Annotated in this window: 13 protein-coding genes; 1 reads left to right on the top strand and 12 read right to left on the bottom strand. The window is 59.6% G+C overall.

Annotated features, from left to right (window positions below; genetic code table 11):
• Positions 1-303 precede the first annotated feature (303 nt).
• Complete coding sequence (locus AB4072_RS16435; RefSeq protein ID WP_441969702.1) at positions 304-564, bottom strand: plasmid stabilization protein; 261 nt, start codon at positions 562-564, stop codon at positions 304-306.
• A gap of 208 nt (positions 565-772) precedes the next feature.
• Between AB4072_RS16435 and AB4072_RS16430 the strand changes: the two genes are divergently transcribed.
• Positions 773-2,527: a thiamine pyrophosphate-dependent enzyme gene (locus AB4072_RS16430; RefSeq protein ID WP_441969692.1), complete on the top strand. Its 1,755-nt coding sequence runs from the start codon at positions 773-775 to the stop codon at positions 2,525-2,527.
• A gap of 253 nt (positions 2,528-2,780) precedes the next feature.
• Here the strand turns inward: AB4072_RS16430 and AB4072_RS16425 are convergent, their stop codons facing one another.
• Genes AB4072_RS16425 through AB4072_RS16375 form a run of 11 tightly spaced genes read right to left on the bottom strand, consistent with a single transcriptional unit; the run spans position 2,781 to position 13,899 of the window.
• Complete coding sequence (locus AB4072_RS16425) at positions 2,781-3,080, bottom strand: cytochrome C oxidase subunit IV family protein (RefSeq protein ID WP_441969690.1); 300 nt, start codon at positions 3,078-3,080, stop codon at positions 2,781-2,783.
• Positions 3,077-3,712, bottom strand: coding sequence for a cytochrome c oxidase subunit 3 family protein (locus AB4072_RS16420; protein WP_441969688.1), 636 nt, complete (start codon positions 3,710-3,712; stop codon positions 3,077-3,079). The genes AB4072_RS16425 and AB4072_RS16420 overlap by 4 nt, the downstream gene beginning before the upstream one ends.
• A complete protein-coding gene (gene ctaD, locus AB4072_RS16415; RefSeq protein ID WP_441969686.1) occupies positions 3,709-5,379 on the bottom strand; it encodes a cytochrome c oxidase subunit I in 1,671 nt (556 codons plus the stop codon). The genes AB4072_RS16420 and ctaD overlap by 4 nt, the downstream gene beginning before the upstream one ends.
• Positions 5,376-6,407, bottom strand: a complete 1,032-nt coding sequence (gene coxB, locus AB4072_RS16410) for a cytochrome c oxidase subunit II (protein WP_441969684.1) — start codon at positions 6,405-6,407, stop codon at positions 5,376-5,378. The genes ctaD and coxB overlap by 4 nt, the downstream gene beginning before the upstream one ends.
• Entirely contained in the window at positions 6,407-7,198 is a 792-nt protein-coding gene (locus AB4072_RS16405) for an SCO family protein (protein WP_441969683.1), read from the bottom strand. The genes coxB and AB4072_RS16405 overlap by 1 nt, the downstream gene beginning before the upstream one ends.
• Complete coding sequence (locus AB4072_RS16400; protein ID WP_441969681.1) at positions 7,195-7,599, bottom strand: hypothetical protein; 405 nt, start codon at positions 7,597-7,599, stop codon at positions 7,195-7,197. The genes AB4072_RS16405 and AB4072_RS16400 overlap by 4 nt, the downstream gene beginning before the upstream one ends.
• A complete protein-coding gene (locus AB4072_RS16395; protein ID WP_441969679.1) occupies positions 7,589-8,650 on the bottom strand; it encodes a hypothetical protein in 1,062 nt (353 codons plus the stop codon). Before AB4072_RS16395 ends, AB4072_RS16400 begins: the two co-directional genes overlap by 11 nt.
• Positions 8,647-9,168, bottom strand: a complete 522-nt coding sequence (locus AB4072_RS16390; RefSeq protein ID WP_441969677.1) for a c-type cytochrome — start codon at positions 9,166-9,168, stop codon at positions 8,647-8,649. The genes AB4072_RS16395 and AB4072_RS16390 overlap by 4 nt, the downstream gene beginning before the upstream one ends.
• On the bottom strand, positions 9,165-9,686 hold the full coding sequence (locus AB4072_RS16385) for a DUF3341 domain-containing protein (RefSeq protein ID WP_441969675.1): 522 nt from the start codon (positions 9,684-9,686) through the stop codon (positions 9,165-9,167). Before AB4072_RS16385 ends, AB4072_RS16390 begins: the two co-directional genes overlap by 4 nt.
• Positions 9,683-11,068: an NrfD/PsrC family molybdoenzyme membrane anchor subunit gene (gene nrfD / locus AB4072_RS16380; protein ID WP_441969673.1), complete on the bottom strand. Its 1,386-nt coding sequence runs from the start codon at positions 11,066-11,068 to the stop codon at positions 9,683-9,685. Before nrfD ends, AB4072_RS16385 begins: the two co-directional genes overlap by 4 nt.
• Positions 11,065-13,899, bottom strand: a complete 2,835-nt coding sequence (locus tag AB4072_RS16375; protein WP_441969671.1) for a 4Fe-4S dicluster domain-containing protein — start codon at positions 13,897-13,899, stop codon at positions 11,065-11,067. The genes nrfD and AB4072_RS16375 overlap by 4 nt, the downstream gene beginning before the upstream one ends.
• Positions 13,900-13,917: the final 18 nt, after the last annotated feature.

Below are 13,917 nucleotides of genomic sequence, written 5' to 3'. Positions count from 1 at the left end.
AATATGTACTGGCGTCCGATTTCGAGGGCGCCGTTAACATGATCTACGCGCGTGAAGGACTGCGTTGCGAACTCGTGACGGCAATGACGAACCTCAACCAGGCCGACGAGTTGCCGGATTCCGTAGCGTGGCCTCCATTATAAGCACTAACGCACCCCACTTATTCTCGCTCTCGTTGTGCGTGAGTGCGTGATCTTTACGGCGCTGGGTCGCACGACAACATAGTTCTCGCAGAGCCCGAAAAATCCCCGACGGACACGATGCAGCCGCTAAGCCGAAGCTTCATTTCAATGTCCCCGGCGCTCACGAGTAGCGGCGGCTTTTTAGTCTCGCTGCCGATGCGGCGCCACCTCGTCGGCCGCCCTTATGTGCCGCAGGATTTCCCGTCGACTGACCACGCCCTGAGCCGGACTTCTTACCCCCGGCATCGTCTTTGTTGACCGTTGCCCAGGCCCGTCGTTCGGCTTCCTTTTCGGGTACACCACGTTCCTCGTAGTGCTCGGCAATATGATCGGCCTTTCGCTCCTGTTTGGGCGTATATTTTGACTTATCTCCTCGAGGAATCGCTCAATCTCCCAGATGTTGCCCAACGAGGGATTGGAGGAGCGGTTCCAGCGTGAGAGGCGGACGCAGCATCGTAATCGACGCATCTCGATGGAACTGCCAGCTGCGCCGCTTACCCCGTGGGAACAAGCGCCAACCCGAAATGTTTTCAGCACAGCTGACAACCATCTGATCTGCGCGATACGACAACGAGGCGAAGGAGAATATCATGGCTTCGACCGCTGGCGATGTTCTCGTCGAAACCCTCATCGATTGGAATGTGGAGATCGTGTTCGGGATTCCGGGAGACGGGGTCAACGGTATCATCGAAGCGTTCCGGAAGGCCGCGGACAGGATCCGCTTTGTGCAGGTCCGTCATGAGGAGGCGGCCGCGTTCATGGCCTGCGCCTACGCAAAATGGACTGGTAAACTCGGCGTTTGCGTCGCGACGTCAGGCCCCGGTGGAATCCATCTGTTGAACGGTCTCTACGATGCGAAGCTAGACGGTCAACCTGTGCTCGCCATCACAGGGCTTCAGTTCCACGATCTTTTGCACACCTACACACAACAGGATGTCGAGCTCGACAAATTATTCATGGATGTCTGCGTCTACAACGCGCGGGTTATGGGGTCGGCCCATATCCAGAATGTTACCGGGTTGGCTTGTCGCGCGGCCCTTGCCCAAAGAGGCGTCGCTCATCTGACTGTTCCGGTGGATTTCCAGGACCAACCCGTGACGGCCGATATCCGGTCGAAGCGGAATCCCGCCGACCATGTCTCCGCCCTCATGGTCGAAGGTGCTCAGATGCCGACCGATGACCAGCTCGCGCGTGCGGCGGCGATCCTGAACGCTGGCAAGAAGATCGTGATCATGGCTGGACGCGGTGCGCTGGGCGCCAGGGCCGAAATCTCAGCTTTGGCGGAGCGGTTGGGCGCGCCGGTGGTCAAGCCCCTTCTCGGCAAAGGTGTGTTGCCGGACGATCATCCCTATACGACCGGCGGAACGGGCCTCTTGGGGACAAGGCCTTCGCAGGAAGTATTAGAAAAATGCGATACCCTTGTGATTGTCGGCTCAAGCTTTCCCTACATCGAGTACTATCCAAAGCTTGGGCAGGCAAAATGCGTTCAGATCGAACTCGATCCACAGCGCGTTTCGCTGCGCTATCCGGTCGATGCCGCCCTCGTGGGAGACTCCGCCCGCGTTCTGCAAGCCCTTCTATCTCGGCTCGAATATCATCGAGATCGGTCATTCCTCGAAACGGCGCAGAGCGAAATGGCGAAGTGGCGAGAGCTGATGAAGGAGCGCGGGACCCGCACAGACACTCCCATGAAGCCGCAGGTCGTCGCATATGAATTGAACAAGATCCTTCCCGACAATGCGATCATTGCCACCGATTCCGGTACGATCACGACCTGGGCTGCGCGCCACATCGATGTACGCGGAAGCATGATGTTCTCATGTTCCGGCAATCTGGCCACAATGGCCTGTGGCCTTCCTTACGCGAATGCGGCCGCTCTCGCACATCCTGAGCGCCCGGTGATTGCCTTCGTGGGCGATGGCGGCTTGACAATGCTGCTAGGCGAGCTGGCGACAACGATGAAATACAATCTCAACGTCAAGACCATCGTCATCAAGAACAATTCGCTTGGACAGATCAAATGGGAGCAGATGGTTTTCCTGGGCAATCCTGAATACGCCTGCGAGCTACAGCCGATCGATTTCGCGACCGTCGCCAGAGGATTCGGCTGTGCCGCGTTCACCATCGAAGATCCGTCGACCTGCGGCGATATTCTGCGTCAAGCGCTCGCGACACCCGGACCGGTTGTGGTCGAGGCCATCGTCGATCCGAACGAGCCGCCGATGCCGCCGAAAATTGACGTCAAACAAGCCGCGCATCTCGCCGAGGCGCTGGCCCGGGGGACCCCGAACGCCAAAGCCATCGCGCTTACCATTGCTTCCGACAAGGTGCGTGAGCTCATTTGAGAGATCGATCATGGCTTTGCCAGCGTTACTCTCAGCTCGAAGGAGGTTAAGACGGCGGCGGCGAAGGCCGAGGCAATGCCGGCATGAGAAGACTGACGGGAGCCGTTTATCCCAACGGTGAAATCCCCATGCTGCGCGTGCCGCAATTCGGCTGGGGTGCGCTTCTGCTTAGGCCCATGTCGATCTGCTCGAGGATGTTGCTCGCGGAACTGATGGCGCGGTGCTTAGGGCTACGAGACCTATCTTAGGCGATTCAGGATGATCGCGTCAGGAAATCGCTCAACGTCAGCGTGAAGAGGATCACAAGCCAGAGAAACCCCGTCGCTGCGGTGAGCCTGACGAGGGTGACGGAGCGGTTGAGGCCCATGAACAACAGGGCGACGGCGAGGGACTTGAGTGCGGCGATGCCGAGCGCTGCCGCCACGTTGAAAGCCCCGAGATTCACGTGTGCTGTGAGAAGCGTTGCCGCGAGAAGGACGAGAAGGGCGAGCCAAATAGCTAAGTTCCTTCGCCAGATCTCACGAATGCCGATGCGTTCCGGTTGCCCGCTCATGTGCGACCCACGAGATAGAGCAGGGGATAGAGGACGATCCAGACGATGTCGATGAGGTGCCAGTAGAGCGCGGTGACCTCGATTTGCGGATTCTCGCGGATCATCATACGGCCGAGCCCCCCGAGCAGGCTGAGCCGCCCGACCAGGACAATCCCGATTGTAAGGTGAATCGCGTGAACGCCTGTCATGAGCCAGTAGAGCGCGAAGAAAAGCTGCGCCGCGGGTTCACTCAGGGCAAAGTTCGACCCAGGGATCAGATCTTTCTCGAAGTCCTGCGCGTATTCGAACGCCTTGATGATCAGAAAAATCATTCCCAGTGCGGCGGTGGCGGCAAGGCACCACACCACCATGCGCCTGAAGTCCAACACGGCGCTTTGGGCTGCCACGGCCATCGTCAGACTGCTCGTCATCAAGACGGCGGTATTGATCGTGCCGTACCAGATGTTCGTTTCACGAGCGGCTGCCGCGAAAGCCTCCGGGTCTTGCAGGCGGTAGATCGTGTAAATGAGGAGGAGTGCCCCGAAGAACAGGACTTCGCTTGCGAGAAAGACCCAGATGCCGAATGTGGCTCCCTCACGCTCGCGACTGAAATCGCGCCAGGGTTCCCGGATGACGACAGGACTGTCACTCACGCCTGGTCTCCCTGGCTGCGGTGGGGTTGATCCGGCGCGGGTGCCACTCCTTCGGGATGATAGCCATATGGGCCGATGTCGACGCGGGGCATCCGCGGGAAATTCTCACGCGGCGGCGGTGATGGCGTGAGCCATTCAAGTCCTGTCGCCTGCCACGGATTGCCGGTAGCACGCGGTCCTTTGATCAGCGACCACAGCATGTAGCCGAAGGGCAGAAGGTAGGCAGCCGCAAGGATGAGAGTCCCAGAGGACGACATCACATTGTAGATTTGGAACTCCGGCGGATAGACATGGTATCGGCGCGGCATACCAAGATAGCCGGCGATGAATTGCGGGAAGAATGTGAAATTAAATCCGAAAAACATCAGGATCGCCGCGAAGCGGGCCCAGAACTCGGGGTACATCCGGCCCGTGATTTTCGGCCACCAGAAATGCAGCGCGGCGAAATAGGCCGAAACGGTGCCCCCGACCATGATGTAGTGAAAGTGCGCCACGACGAAATAGGTGTCTGTCACGTGGACGTCGATTGGGATCGACGCGAGAAAGAGTCCGGTCAGTCCACCGATCGTGAACAGGCCGAGAAAGCCGAGCGCGTAGAGCATGGGAGCCTCGAACCCGATCTGACCGCGATAGAGAGTCGCCGTCCAGTTGAAGACCTTGATGGCGGACGGCACTGCGACGATGAAGGACAGGAACGAGAAGATCAGACCGGCATAAGGCGACATCCCCGCGACGAACATATGGTGTCCCCATACGAAGAAGCCGATCGCGGCAATGCCGATGAGGGCATAGACCATGAAGGCATATCCGAAGAGGCGGCGACGCGCGAAGCATGCGATGACCTCGGACACCACGCCCATGGCCGGCAGCACCATGATGTAGACTGCCGGATGGCTGTAGAACCAGAATAGGTGCTGGAAGAGCACCGGGTCGCCGCCACGAGCTGGGTCGAAGAATGGCAGCCCAAGCCATCGTTCCCCGATGATGAGGAGCAGGGTGACGGCAAGGACGGGGGTTGCCAGAACCATGACGATGCTTGTGGCGTAGATGGCCCATACGAAGAGAGGCAGCCGAAACCACGTCATGCCCTCCGCACGCAGCATGTGCGTCGTGGCGATGAAGTTCACTCCCGTCACAATCGACGAAAAGCCGATCACGAACACGCCCGCGGCGGCGGCCAGGACATACGTGTTCGAGAACATGGTCGAGAACGGCGTGTAGAATGTCCAGCCGGTATCGACCCCACCGGCAATGAGGGCGTAAAGCGTGAGGAATGCTCCCGCCAGGGCGAGGTACCAACTGAACAGGTTGAGTCTTGGAAAGGCGACGTCCGGCGCGCCGATCATCAAGGGCAGAAAAAAATTGCCGAAGGTCGTGGGGATCGATGGAACAAGAAAGAACCAGACCATAACGATGCCATGGAAACTGAAGAGTCTGTTGTAGGTGTCGGCGGTGACGACATCGGCCTGAGGCGTGAACAGCTCGAGCCGCACGATGGCAATCGCTATGCCGCCAAGAAAGAAGAACACGGTGATGGTGATCCCATAAAGGATCCCGATACGCTTGTGATCCGTCGTGAGAAGCCACGAGGCCAGGCTATGTCCGGCGCTCAGATAACTCGGCTCTTGCGATGAAAGCAGATCTTCCGGGACTGCAACGGTCGTCATGGCTGGCCTCCCTGAGGGGCTGCGGAGTTTGGCCTTTCGATCGCTCCGCCCGGAACCATGGCGGGGCTTCGTTGTCCTGGTGCGGCGGCGTTCTCACCCGGTGTGACCGACAGCGATCGGATGTAGGCGGTGAGACTTTGGATTTCACCGTCGGATAGAATGCCCGCAAAGCTCTGCATGATCGGCTCGTAGCCGGCGACAATGTCGCGGTTCGGTTGAAGAATCGAGTCCCGGATATAGGCATCGTTTGCCGTGACGGACCGACCATCCGAAAGCTGGACGACATGGCCGTAGAGATTGGTCAGCTTCGGCGCATGGACCTTGGACGAAAGAGCATGGCAACCCGCGCATCCAGTTGCGACGAAGAGCGCTTCTCCTTCGCGGGCGAAGTCGTCGCTTTGGGGTTGCACCGAGAGCCAGCGGCCGTAGTCTTCGGGCCTGAGCACGACGATGCGACCGATCATCCGCGAGTGCTCGGTGCCGCAATACTCAGCGCACAGAAGATGGAATGAACCAAGCTTATCGGCCTGAAACCAGGTCTCGGTGTAGCGGCCGGGCAGAACGTCCTGCTTGATGCGAAAGGCGGGCACGAAGAATGAATGGATGGCGTCCTGGGACGTCATGACGAGCCGGACAGGTCTGTCGATCGGTACGTGAAGTTCGTTGATCTCTCGCGCGCCGTTGGAGTGTTGTGTCTTCCACATCCATTGGCGGGCGACAACATGAATCTCAAGCGCGCCAGGGGGTGGTGGTAGGGCAGAGAGCCGCGCCGATGCCGCCCACCAGAAGATGAAAACCGCGATGAACAACGTCATCACGGTCCAGCCGATCTCCAGTTCACGGCTGACGATAACTGGTAGCGGACCTCTCTCTGCTCGCACGCTGCGGCGATAGCGGATGGAGAAGACGATGATGAGACCCGCGACGAGCAGGACGATTACGAGAGAGAAGCCGACCAATGCAAGATAGATTGCATCGGTTTCCGATGCCTGTGTCGAAGCGGCTTCGGGCATCAGAAAGGACAGCATCAGGATGCCTCCCTCCGTGCTCGTCCATCGCGACGCCACAGAAGAACAAGGACGACGCCTAATATGCCGACTGTCAGAGTCCCAGTCGCCGTAAGAACGCGCTTGATAAGGGGTGTATAGATGCCATGGACGGGGTCGAAGCCATAGCACATGAGGATGAAGCGGTCCCTCAGGCCTCCGATTTTGCCCTCGCCGGCTTCGAGAAGGGCGAGGCGCAAGTTCTGGGAATCAAGACCGATGCCTGACAGCACCCGGGATATCCTGCCATCGGATGTGAGTGCCAGAACGCCGTTCGGATGGGCAAACTGATCGTTCTCGGAATCATAGACTACTTGATAGTCGAGCGCTTGGAGTAATGATTGAACGGTTTCGGCATCCCCTCGCAGGAATGTCGTGGATGCGCCGACAGCTGGATCGACGATCTGTGTGTCCCGTAATGCGCGAGCATCCTCGATCCCGTCTCTCGCGTCGATGCCGACGACGATCACATGGTAGTCACGCCCCGGGGCGAGCCCGGTTTCACCGAGCGCGGCCGAGACGATTGCAAGCGTCGGGCCACAGGTCGAGCGGCACGTATAGTCGACTGGAACCAACAGCGCGGGGCGGTCCTCGATGGCTGTGAGGATCGACATCCTGCGGTTATGGAAATCCAAGAATGTCAGTCCAGGCGGCAGTCGAGCATCGGTCAAAGGCGCAAGTTTCACAGCTGCAAGATCCCGCTCGCTTAATCCCGCCCAAGCTGAGCCGCTCAGCATCAGGAAAGCGGCAAGGTAGTTCATGAGCACTCTCATGGCCGCTTCTCCGGGATGCGAACGGGAGAAGAAGTTTCCGGCTCATCAAGCGGCGAAAAGGCTTGCTCACCGCGCGCGGCGATCAGATCCATGGCGCGTGTGATCGGGATCCGGATGAGGCTTCGATTACGATCGACCCACGCGTATTCCATCAACTGTCGGCGTTGGGCCGCCTGCAGATGCTCCAAATCGGGCCTGGGATCGGCTTGAAGCCGTGGCTCCGGGAAAAGACGAGGGGGCGTGAAGACCGGCGTACGGATCGTCCATGTATAGTAGGCTTTGAGAAGGGCGAGCGAGACGCCGACGAACGCGAAGAAGCCAATCACGACGAGGAGTACGGGCCGCGTGGCGACGCCGGGTTTCTCAGGAAGTTCATTGGTTTGGCGCGCATCATCCGTCATCGACCCAACTTCCGATTGGCATCCGCGATGCGAGATTTTTGGAAAGCCCGAATGAGAGGGCCGTCAGTCCGACAAGTCCGACAATCGCCGCGATCAACCATCCGGACGCGAAGGTAGGCGCGGTCAGCCATGCCAAATGGAGCCAGATCCCAATCAGGATCAGCGCCCCGACAGCGCGGAGAACTTTCCAGTTTCGTCTAAGATCGCTCTTCACCAAGAGAGCGCAAGGAATGATCGCGCCGAGGATAACAGCCGCCACAATGGCCCAGCCCCAGCCGTCGGACATGCGGCGCAAGTACCATTCCGCTTGGACCGGCAGGTCACCGTACCAGGCTACGATATAGGACATGAGACCGATATAGACGACGCCGAGTAATGTCGCGATGAGAAGAGCGCCCAAGTCTCCTGCAATGCGCCGGTCTACTGTTTCTGGTGTTGTGAGTGCAACCCACGCGAAGGCGGCTAGAATTTGCTGAAGCGCGATGCCTGCCGCGAATGCGGTTGAGACGAAGCGAGGTTCGATCGAGAGAATCCAGTCGACGGCAATCAGGCTGATCACCAGTCCGTAGTACGCCAGACCAAGAGCTGCGACGAGCGTGGTGCAACGTCCTTGCGCGATCATCAACGCGAGGATCGACCACCCACCGAGTGCCAGAACCGTCCTTGCCAGGAATAATGGTTCGTTGAGGTAGAACCTGCTGAGCCCCGGCGGAAGCGATTGTGGGTTCGCGACCCACGGGAAAACCGCCGAGAGGTTCACCACGAGCGGCAGAAATGCGAGCATGACGAGCGGGATCATGCTGGCGGCGGAGAAAAGCGTCGGGCTAAGCACCTCGCCCCATTCACCGCCGACGAGGCGATGGATCAGCAGAACGACGAGGCTTCCAACCGGGATACTGCTCCAGAAAACGAACGCGACGAGCCAGCCTTGCGCCACCGCTTGCGATTTGGTGCACAGGAGCGCGGCGAGCCCGAGAACCACGCAGGCCCCTCCCGCCCAGGCGACAAGTGGAAACGGCGAAAACCGGGAAGGGAGGGCTGAGCTTGTCAAGGCAGCTTCTCCTTCGCTTCCGGCACGTCGGCTTCCTGGGCTCCTTGCGAGAGTTGCAAGGCCCGGACATAGGCCACGATGGCCCACCGATCCTGCGGAGGGACGCGCGCTGCATAAGAATACATGACGCCGTAACCATTGGTGATGACGTCGAAGACATATTGCGCCGGTGCCGCTCTCAAGCGTGCGGTATGATAGGATGGCGGTGTGGGAAAACCGCGCGCAACGATCATGCCCTCACCGTAGCCGGAAAGACCATGACATGGCGAACAGAAGACATTGTAACGCTCCTCGCCACGTCGAAGAAGCGCCAAGGATACCTGCGGCGGTGTTGTTATCTCCGCCAAGCGGGAGAGATCGCCACGCGCGACGACATGGGCGGGCAGTGGGCGGGCTTCTGCCCCGTCGGGCCATAGGCCGGCTGGCCCGAACACGTCGTATCGGTTCTGTCGTTGCATGGATTGATCTTTGCAGCCGGCAAGAACCCACAGAGCCATGAGCAGCAGGATGCATCTCATGATCCGACCTCCGAGACGGTCAGCGCTCCTGTTTGATGGAGAAGGTCACGAAGGCGTCCGTCGCGCGAATCGGGCTTCTCTTTCGTGAGCAGGAAGAAGCGGTCCTGGCTCGCCCTCTCAAACTGAACTGCCCCAAACACCGGGTGGTGCAGCCGCGGCAGGCCACAGCGCCAAAGAAGAATGACGAACCCGGCCACGGCGGCTGCAAGAACTCCGATCTCGAAGGGCACGAGGAGGAAGACCGGCCAACTGTGCAGCGGTCGACCGCCGAGATTGAGTGGAAAGTCGATGACAGCGCTCCACCATTGCAGCCAATATGCGAACGCAGCCACGCCAAGACCGGCGACCAGCATGCCCCCGCGGATCCGGGAAGGAGCGATATCGATGGTGTCCGCGATCCCCTCCACGGGAAATGGCGTAAACGCATCGAGAATGCTGTGCCCGTTTTCGCGAACTTGTCGCGAGGCAGCGAGCAGAGCATCCGGATCGCGGAATTCGGCGAGGAGAGGTCCATTCATGCCGCTTTCTCCTCGCGACAGAGCTGTCGGACCTCATGCATCGATACTGCCGGCACGAGGCGCGCGAAGCAGAGGAATAGCAACGCGAACAATCCAAGCGGCCCGAACAACAATGCCCAGTCCCATATTGTAGGGTAGAAGAGGCGCCAGAGAGGAGGCATGTAGTCGTGAGACAGCGTATTCCAGATGATAAGGATCCGCTCCAGCCACATGCCGACATTGATCAGAATGGCGATGACGACAAGCACCGGGATGCTGCGACGTACGCGTGGGAACCAGAGAGCCTGCGGGAGAATGCAATTGCAGAGAAGCAATATCCAATAGAGCGGAGCATAGGAGCCCGCGAACATATAGGCCACGAGTGAGCGATCGACTGGATCACCGCCATACCAGGCCATGAACCACTCCGTCGCGTAGGAATACCCCATGACGATCGATCCCATCAGAAGGATCTTTGCCATGACATCGAAATGGCGGATCGTGATGAATGCTTGAAGGGAAAGGCCCCATCGCATGGCGGCTGTGAGCACGACAACCATCGCGAAACCGGAGAACATGGCACCGACCACGAAATAGGGCGGGAAAATGCTTTCCTGCCAGCCGGGCATGAGGCTCGCGGCAAAGTCGAGCCCAACGATGGAATGCACGGAGCACACAAGCGGAACCGCGAGGGCAGCCATCGCCGGATAGTAGGTCTTAAAGTAATGCCAGTGCCGAGCCGAACCGCGCCAGCCAAGCGCGAAGGCGCCGTAAAGGGCGCGCCCAAGGGGGGTGCGTGCGCGATCCCGCATGGTCGCAAGATCAGGCAAGAGCCCGACATACCAGAAGAACAGCGAGAACAGGATGTAGCAGAGGATGGCCCAGAAATCCCATATCAGGGCACTCCGCCATTGCGGCCATAGCAGCATGGTGTTCGGATAGGGAGCGAGCCAGTAAAAATACATGGGACGGCCGAGATGCAGGATCGGAAAGAGGCCCGCGATCGATGCCGCGAACAATGTCATGGTTTCCGCAAATCGATTGATCGATGATCGCCAGCGCTGACGGGTCAGCAGAAGCATGGAAGAAATAAGCGTTCCGGCATTTCCGATTCCGATCCACCAGACGTAATTCGCGATCGCGTATCCCCACACGATGGTTGAATTGACGCCCCACACGCCGATTCCGCGCGTGAACAGCCAACCGATGGCGACGAGCGTGATGACAACGAGAGCGAAGCTGATGCCGATGGCAATCCACCACACTCGCCCGGCACGTCGCTCGAGGATCGGATCGGCCACCGCAGCCGTTATCGCTGTGTAGCTCGCGTGTTCCGTGGCGATCCACTCATGGCTGAGCGAATTATGCCCAAGCGAAACCTGGCGGCCGAGCGCGGCGCTCATGAGGCGTCGTCCTCTATGACGGGGTTGAGGTTCTTGAAATCCGCGAGGTAAGTGGTGCGCGGTCTCGTTCCGAGGTCGCCGAGAAGTGCGTAATGGCGCGGCCCGCTCTTGAGACTTCTCACTTCCGATTGTTCGTCATTGAGATTGCCGAAGGTGATGGCTTGGGTCGGACAGGCGGATTGGCACGCGGTGACGACCTCTCCGTCGGCAATGACACGATCTTCTTTCTCCGCGGCACGCCGGTTGCGGCTTATCCGCTGGACACAATAGGTGCACTTCTCCATGACGCCGCGTGTTCTCACACTCACATCGGGATTGCGCTGGGCTTTGACGGCTTCACCGCCGAGGTCGCCATATTCCTGCCCGTCGGCATAGGCGAAGAAGTTGAAGCGACGCACCTTGTAGGGACAATTTGCTTCGCAAAAACGGGTCCCGATGCAGCGGTTGTAAACCTGCACGTTCAGGCCCTCGCGATCATGGACGGATGCGGCCACCGGGCAGACGGGTTCACAGGGTGCTTGTTCACAATGCATGCACGGCACGGGCTGGAAGCCCGGTTTCGGTTGATCGGGCGTACCGTGGTCGTAGATGTCGATCCTGAGCCAATGCATGTCGCGACCTCGCGCAATCTCCTGCGGCCCGACCACAGGCACGTTGTTTTCCGCCTGGCAGGCGATGACGCAGGCATTGCAGCCGATGCAGGCAGCCGCGTCGATCACCATGCCCCAGGCATAACGATCCTGCGGCCAGTTTGGATACAGACTTGGTAGTGGACTCGTATTGCCTTTGATTGCCCCTCCATCGGCAAGGCTCGCGACTGTGATGACGGGATAAAGATCGTCCACGCGTCCTGGAATTCGGACATAGCTCTGGGTTGTCAGGATTTCCCCTCGCTGCTCGGTTTTGGCGATGCCAACTCCGCGGATCAGCCAGGGCTCATTGGGAGAGCGCAGCGCGAAGGCATTGGCTCCGATTCCCGATCCGATGACTCCGGCGCCGGTTCGGCCGTAGCCTAGCGTCAGGCTCGCGACGCCCGGTGCATGCCCCGCAACGACGTTGACGGGGGCGAGAACCGAGCGGCCTCGGACGTCGAGACGAACGTTGTCGCCCGTTACAAGATCTAGGCGTTTCGCATCGGTTGTGCTCAACTCCAAGGCATTGCCCCAGACCTGCTTGGTGATTGGCTTCGGGCATTCCTGTAGCCAGGCATTGTTGCAGAAGCGGCCGTCCCACACGCAATCGTCCGGCTGAAGTACGATTGTCATACCCTCTGAAGGAGAGGAGGGCGTGATTTCTGGCAGGCGGGGCTCTGGGGTTGTCAACGGCAGCGCCTTGGATCCTGCAATCACGCCGTCGTGGAGTATCTGCCACCACCATTGGTCGAAGTTTTCGATGCCGCGCGCAGTCCAGGTTTCGCGGACGATGTCATAGGATGCAGCGTCGATCCTGCCCACGAGGCTTGCGAGGAGCTCGTGTTCCGTCCGGGTGGCGTAAAGCGGACGAATGAGCGGCTGCACGATACTCGCCGTGCCGTCGACGGAGCGCAGATCCGACCAGCTTTCGAGAGGATGAGAGGCGGCCACATGCCAACGGCAGAGACTTGCCGTCTCGTCCACATAGGAACCGTGATGGATGCTGAACGGAACTCGCGAGACCAGCTGGCTCAGCCTGAGTTCTGCCGGAGCGTCGTAGGCAGGGTTCACGTCGAGGAGCACCAGCATTTCGACGCGATTTGCCTCAAGTTCCGCGGCGAGGGACGAGAGTGAACCCGGTTGCTGGCCGATCGCGCTGTCCGGCTTTTCGAAGAATTCGACGGGGGCGGTCAGTCGCGCATTGATCCAATGGACGAGGGCATGGGCTTGTGGGGAGAGCGTTCTCCCTGCGAGCACTAATGCGCGACCGCGATGAGCGGTCAGATCCTGAACGGCGGCATGCACGAAATGAGACACGTGCTGCGGAAGGTTGGGCGTCGATAGGTTTGCGCCGAGTGCGTTCGCAATCAGGATGGCAACATCCTGAATGTGATCCGGATGCAGGGCCATGCGGTGATCGGATTTGACGCCGGTCAGGGTGGGCGCAGACTCGATCGCATAGAGCCGCGAGAAGGCTTGTTGTCCCTCGACGGTTTTGCGGCCTTCGAGCCATCCGCGCGCGTTTCTGATCTGATCGGGACCCGGCCCCAGCGGATCGGCATCGAGTGTAACGATCACGTCGGCCCGGTCGAGATGCGGAAGCACCTGTAGCGCGCGACCAAAGGCGAGTGTTGCGCCCGCTTGTTCTGCATCGTCACTGACGGGCTCATACGAGTACCAGCGTGCCTGCGGATAACTCTTCAGGATAAGACCGAGTTGATGAATGAGTGTAGGAGAGGTGATGCGGCCGGTCAGGAGACTGAGCCCCTGGCCGCCGATTGTTCGGAACCTCTCAAGTTGAGGGATAAGTGCCTTGAGGAACATGTCCCAGGAGGCGATGGAACCATCCTGCAACACGGTGCGCGACCGACCGGGATCGTAGAGCGAGAAGATTTCGGCCTCCGCGAAGACGTCGGTTGCTCCGAGGCTTGCCGGATGGAGTGGGTTACCCTCGACCTTGATCGGTCGCCCATCGATCGAAATCCCCAGAACGCCGCGTGCATATCCACCGAGTGGAAGGCTGGTTGCAAAACGGAGCGGCTCTCCCGGAACCAGTCGCTCGGGCATCCGAACGTAGGGAACGATTTCCTCGTCGGGCTTGCCACAAGATGCGAGGCCGAGGGCAATCTGCGTCGCGAGAAGTTTCAGGGCCTGTCGACGCGTAAGCTCATCGCTTTGGCCCCCCACGGGTGTGATCATGCATTCGGATACTGAAGG

Source organism: Microvirga sp. 2MCAF38 (assembly GCF_052115485.1).
Taxonomy (GTDB): Bacteria; Pseudomonadota; Alphaproteobacteria; order Rhizobiales; family Beijerinckiaceae; genus Microvirga.
This window is presented reverse-complemented; position numbering and strand designations above follow the sequence as displayed.

Excerpts from the sequence above, each read along its gene's own strand:
- AB4072_RS16430 (WP_441969692.1), top strand. The coding sequence starts at position 773 with ATGGCTTCGACCGCTGGCGATGTTCTCGTCGAAACCCTCATCGATTGG.
- AB4072_RS16425 (WP_441969690.1), bottom strand. The coding sequence starts at position 3,080 with ATGAGCGGGCAACCGGAACGCATCGGCATTCGTGAGATCTGGCGAAGG.
- ctaD (WP_441969686.1), bottom strand. The coding sequence starts at position 5,379 with ATGACGACCGTTGCAGTCCCGGAAGATCTGCTTTCATCGCAAGAGCCG.
- coxB (WP_441969684.1), bottom strand. The coding sequence starts at position 6,407 with ATGCTGTCCTTTCTGATGCCCGAAGCCGCTTCGACACAGGCATCGGAA.
- AB4072_RS16405 (WP_441969683.1), bottom strand. The coding sequence starts at position 7,198 with ATGAGAGTGCTCATGAACTACCTTGCCGCTTTCCTGATGCTGAGCGGC.
- AB4072_RS16400 (WP_441969681.1), bottom strand. The coding sequence starts at position 7,599 with ATGACGGATGATGCGCGCCAAACCAATGAACTTCCTGAGAAACCCGGC.
- AB4072_RS16390 (WP_441969677.1), bottom strand. The coding sequence starts at position 9,168 with ATGAGATGCATCCTGCTGCTCATGGCTCTGTGGGTTCTTGCCGGCTGC.
- AB4072_RS16385 (WP_441969675.1), bottom strand. The coding sequence starts at position 9,686 with ATGAATGGACCTCTCCTCGCCGAATTCCGCGATCCGGATGCTCTGCTC.
- nrfD (WP_441969673.1), bottom strand. The coding sequence starts at position 11,068 with ATGAGCGCCGCGCTCGGCCGCCAGGTTTCGCTTGGGCATAATTCGCTC.
- AB4072_RS16375 (WP_441969671.1), bottom strand. The coding sequence starts at position 13,899 with ATGATCACACCCGTGGGGGGCCAAAGCGATGAGCTTACGCGTCGACAG.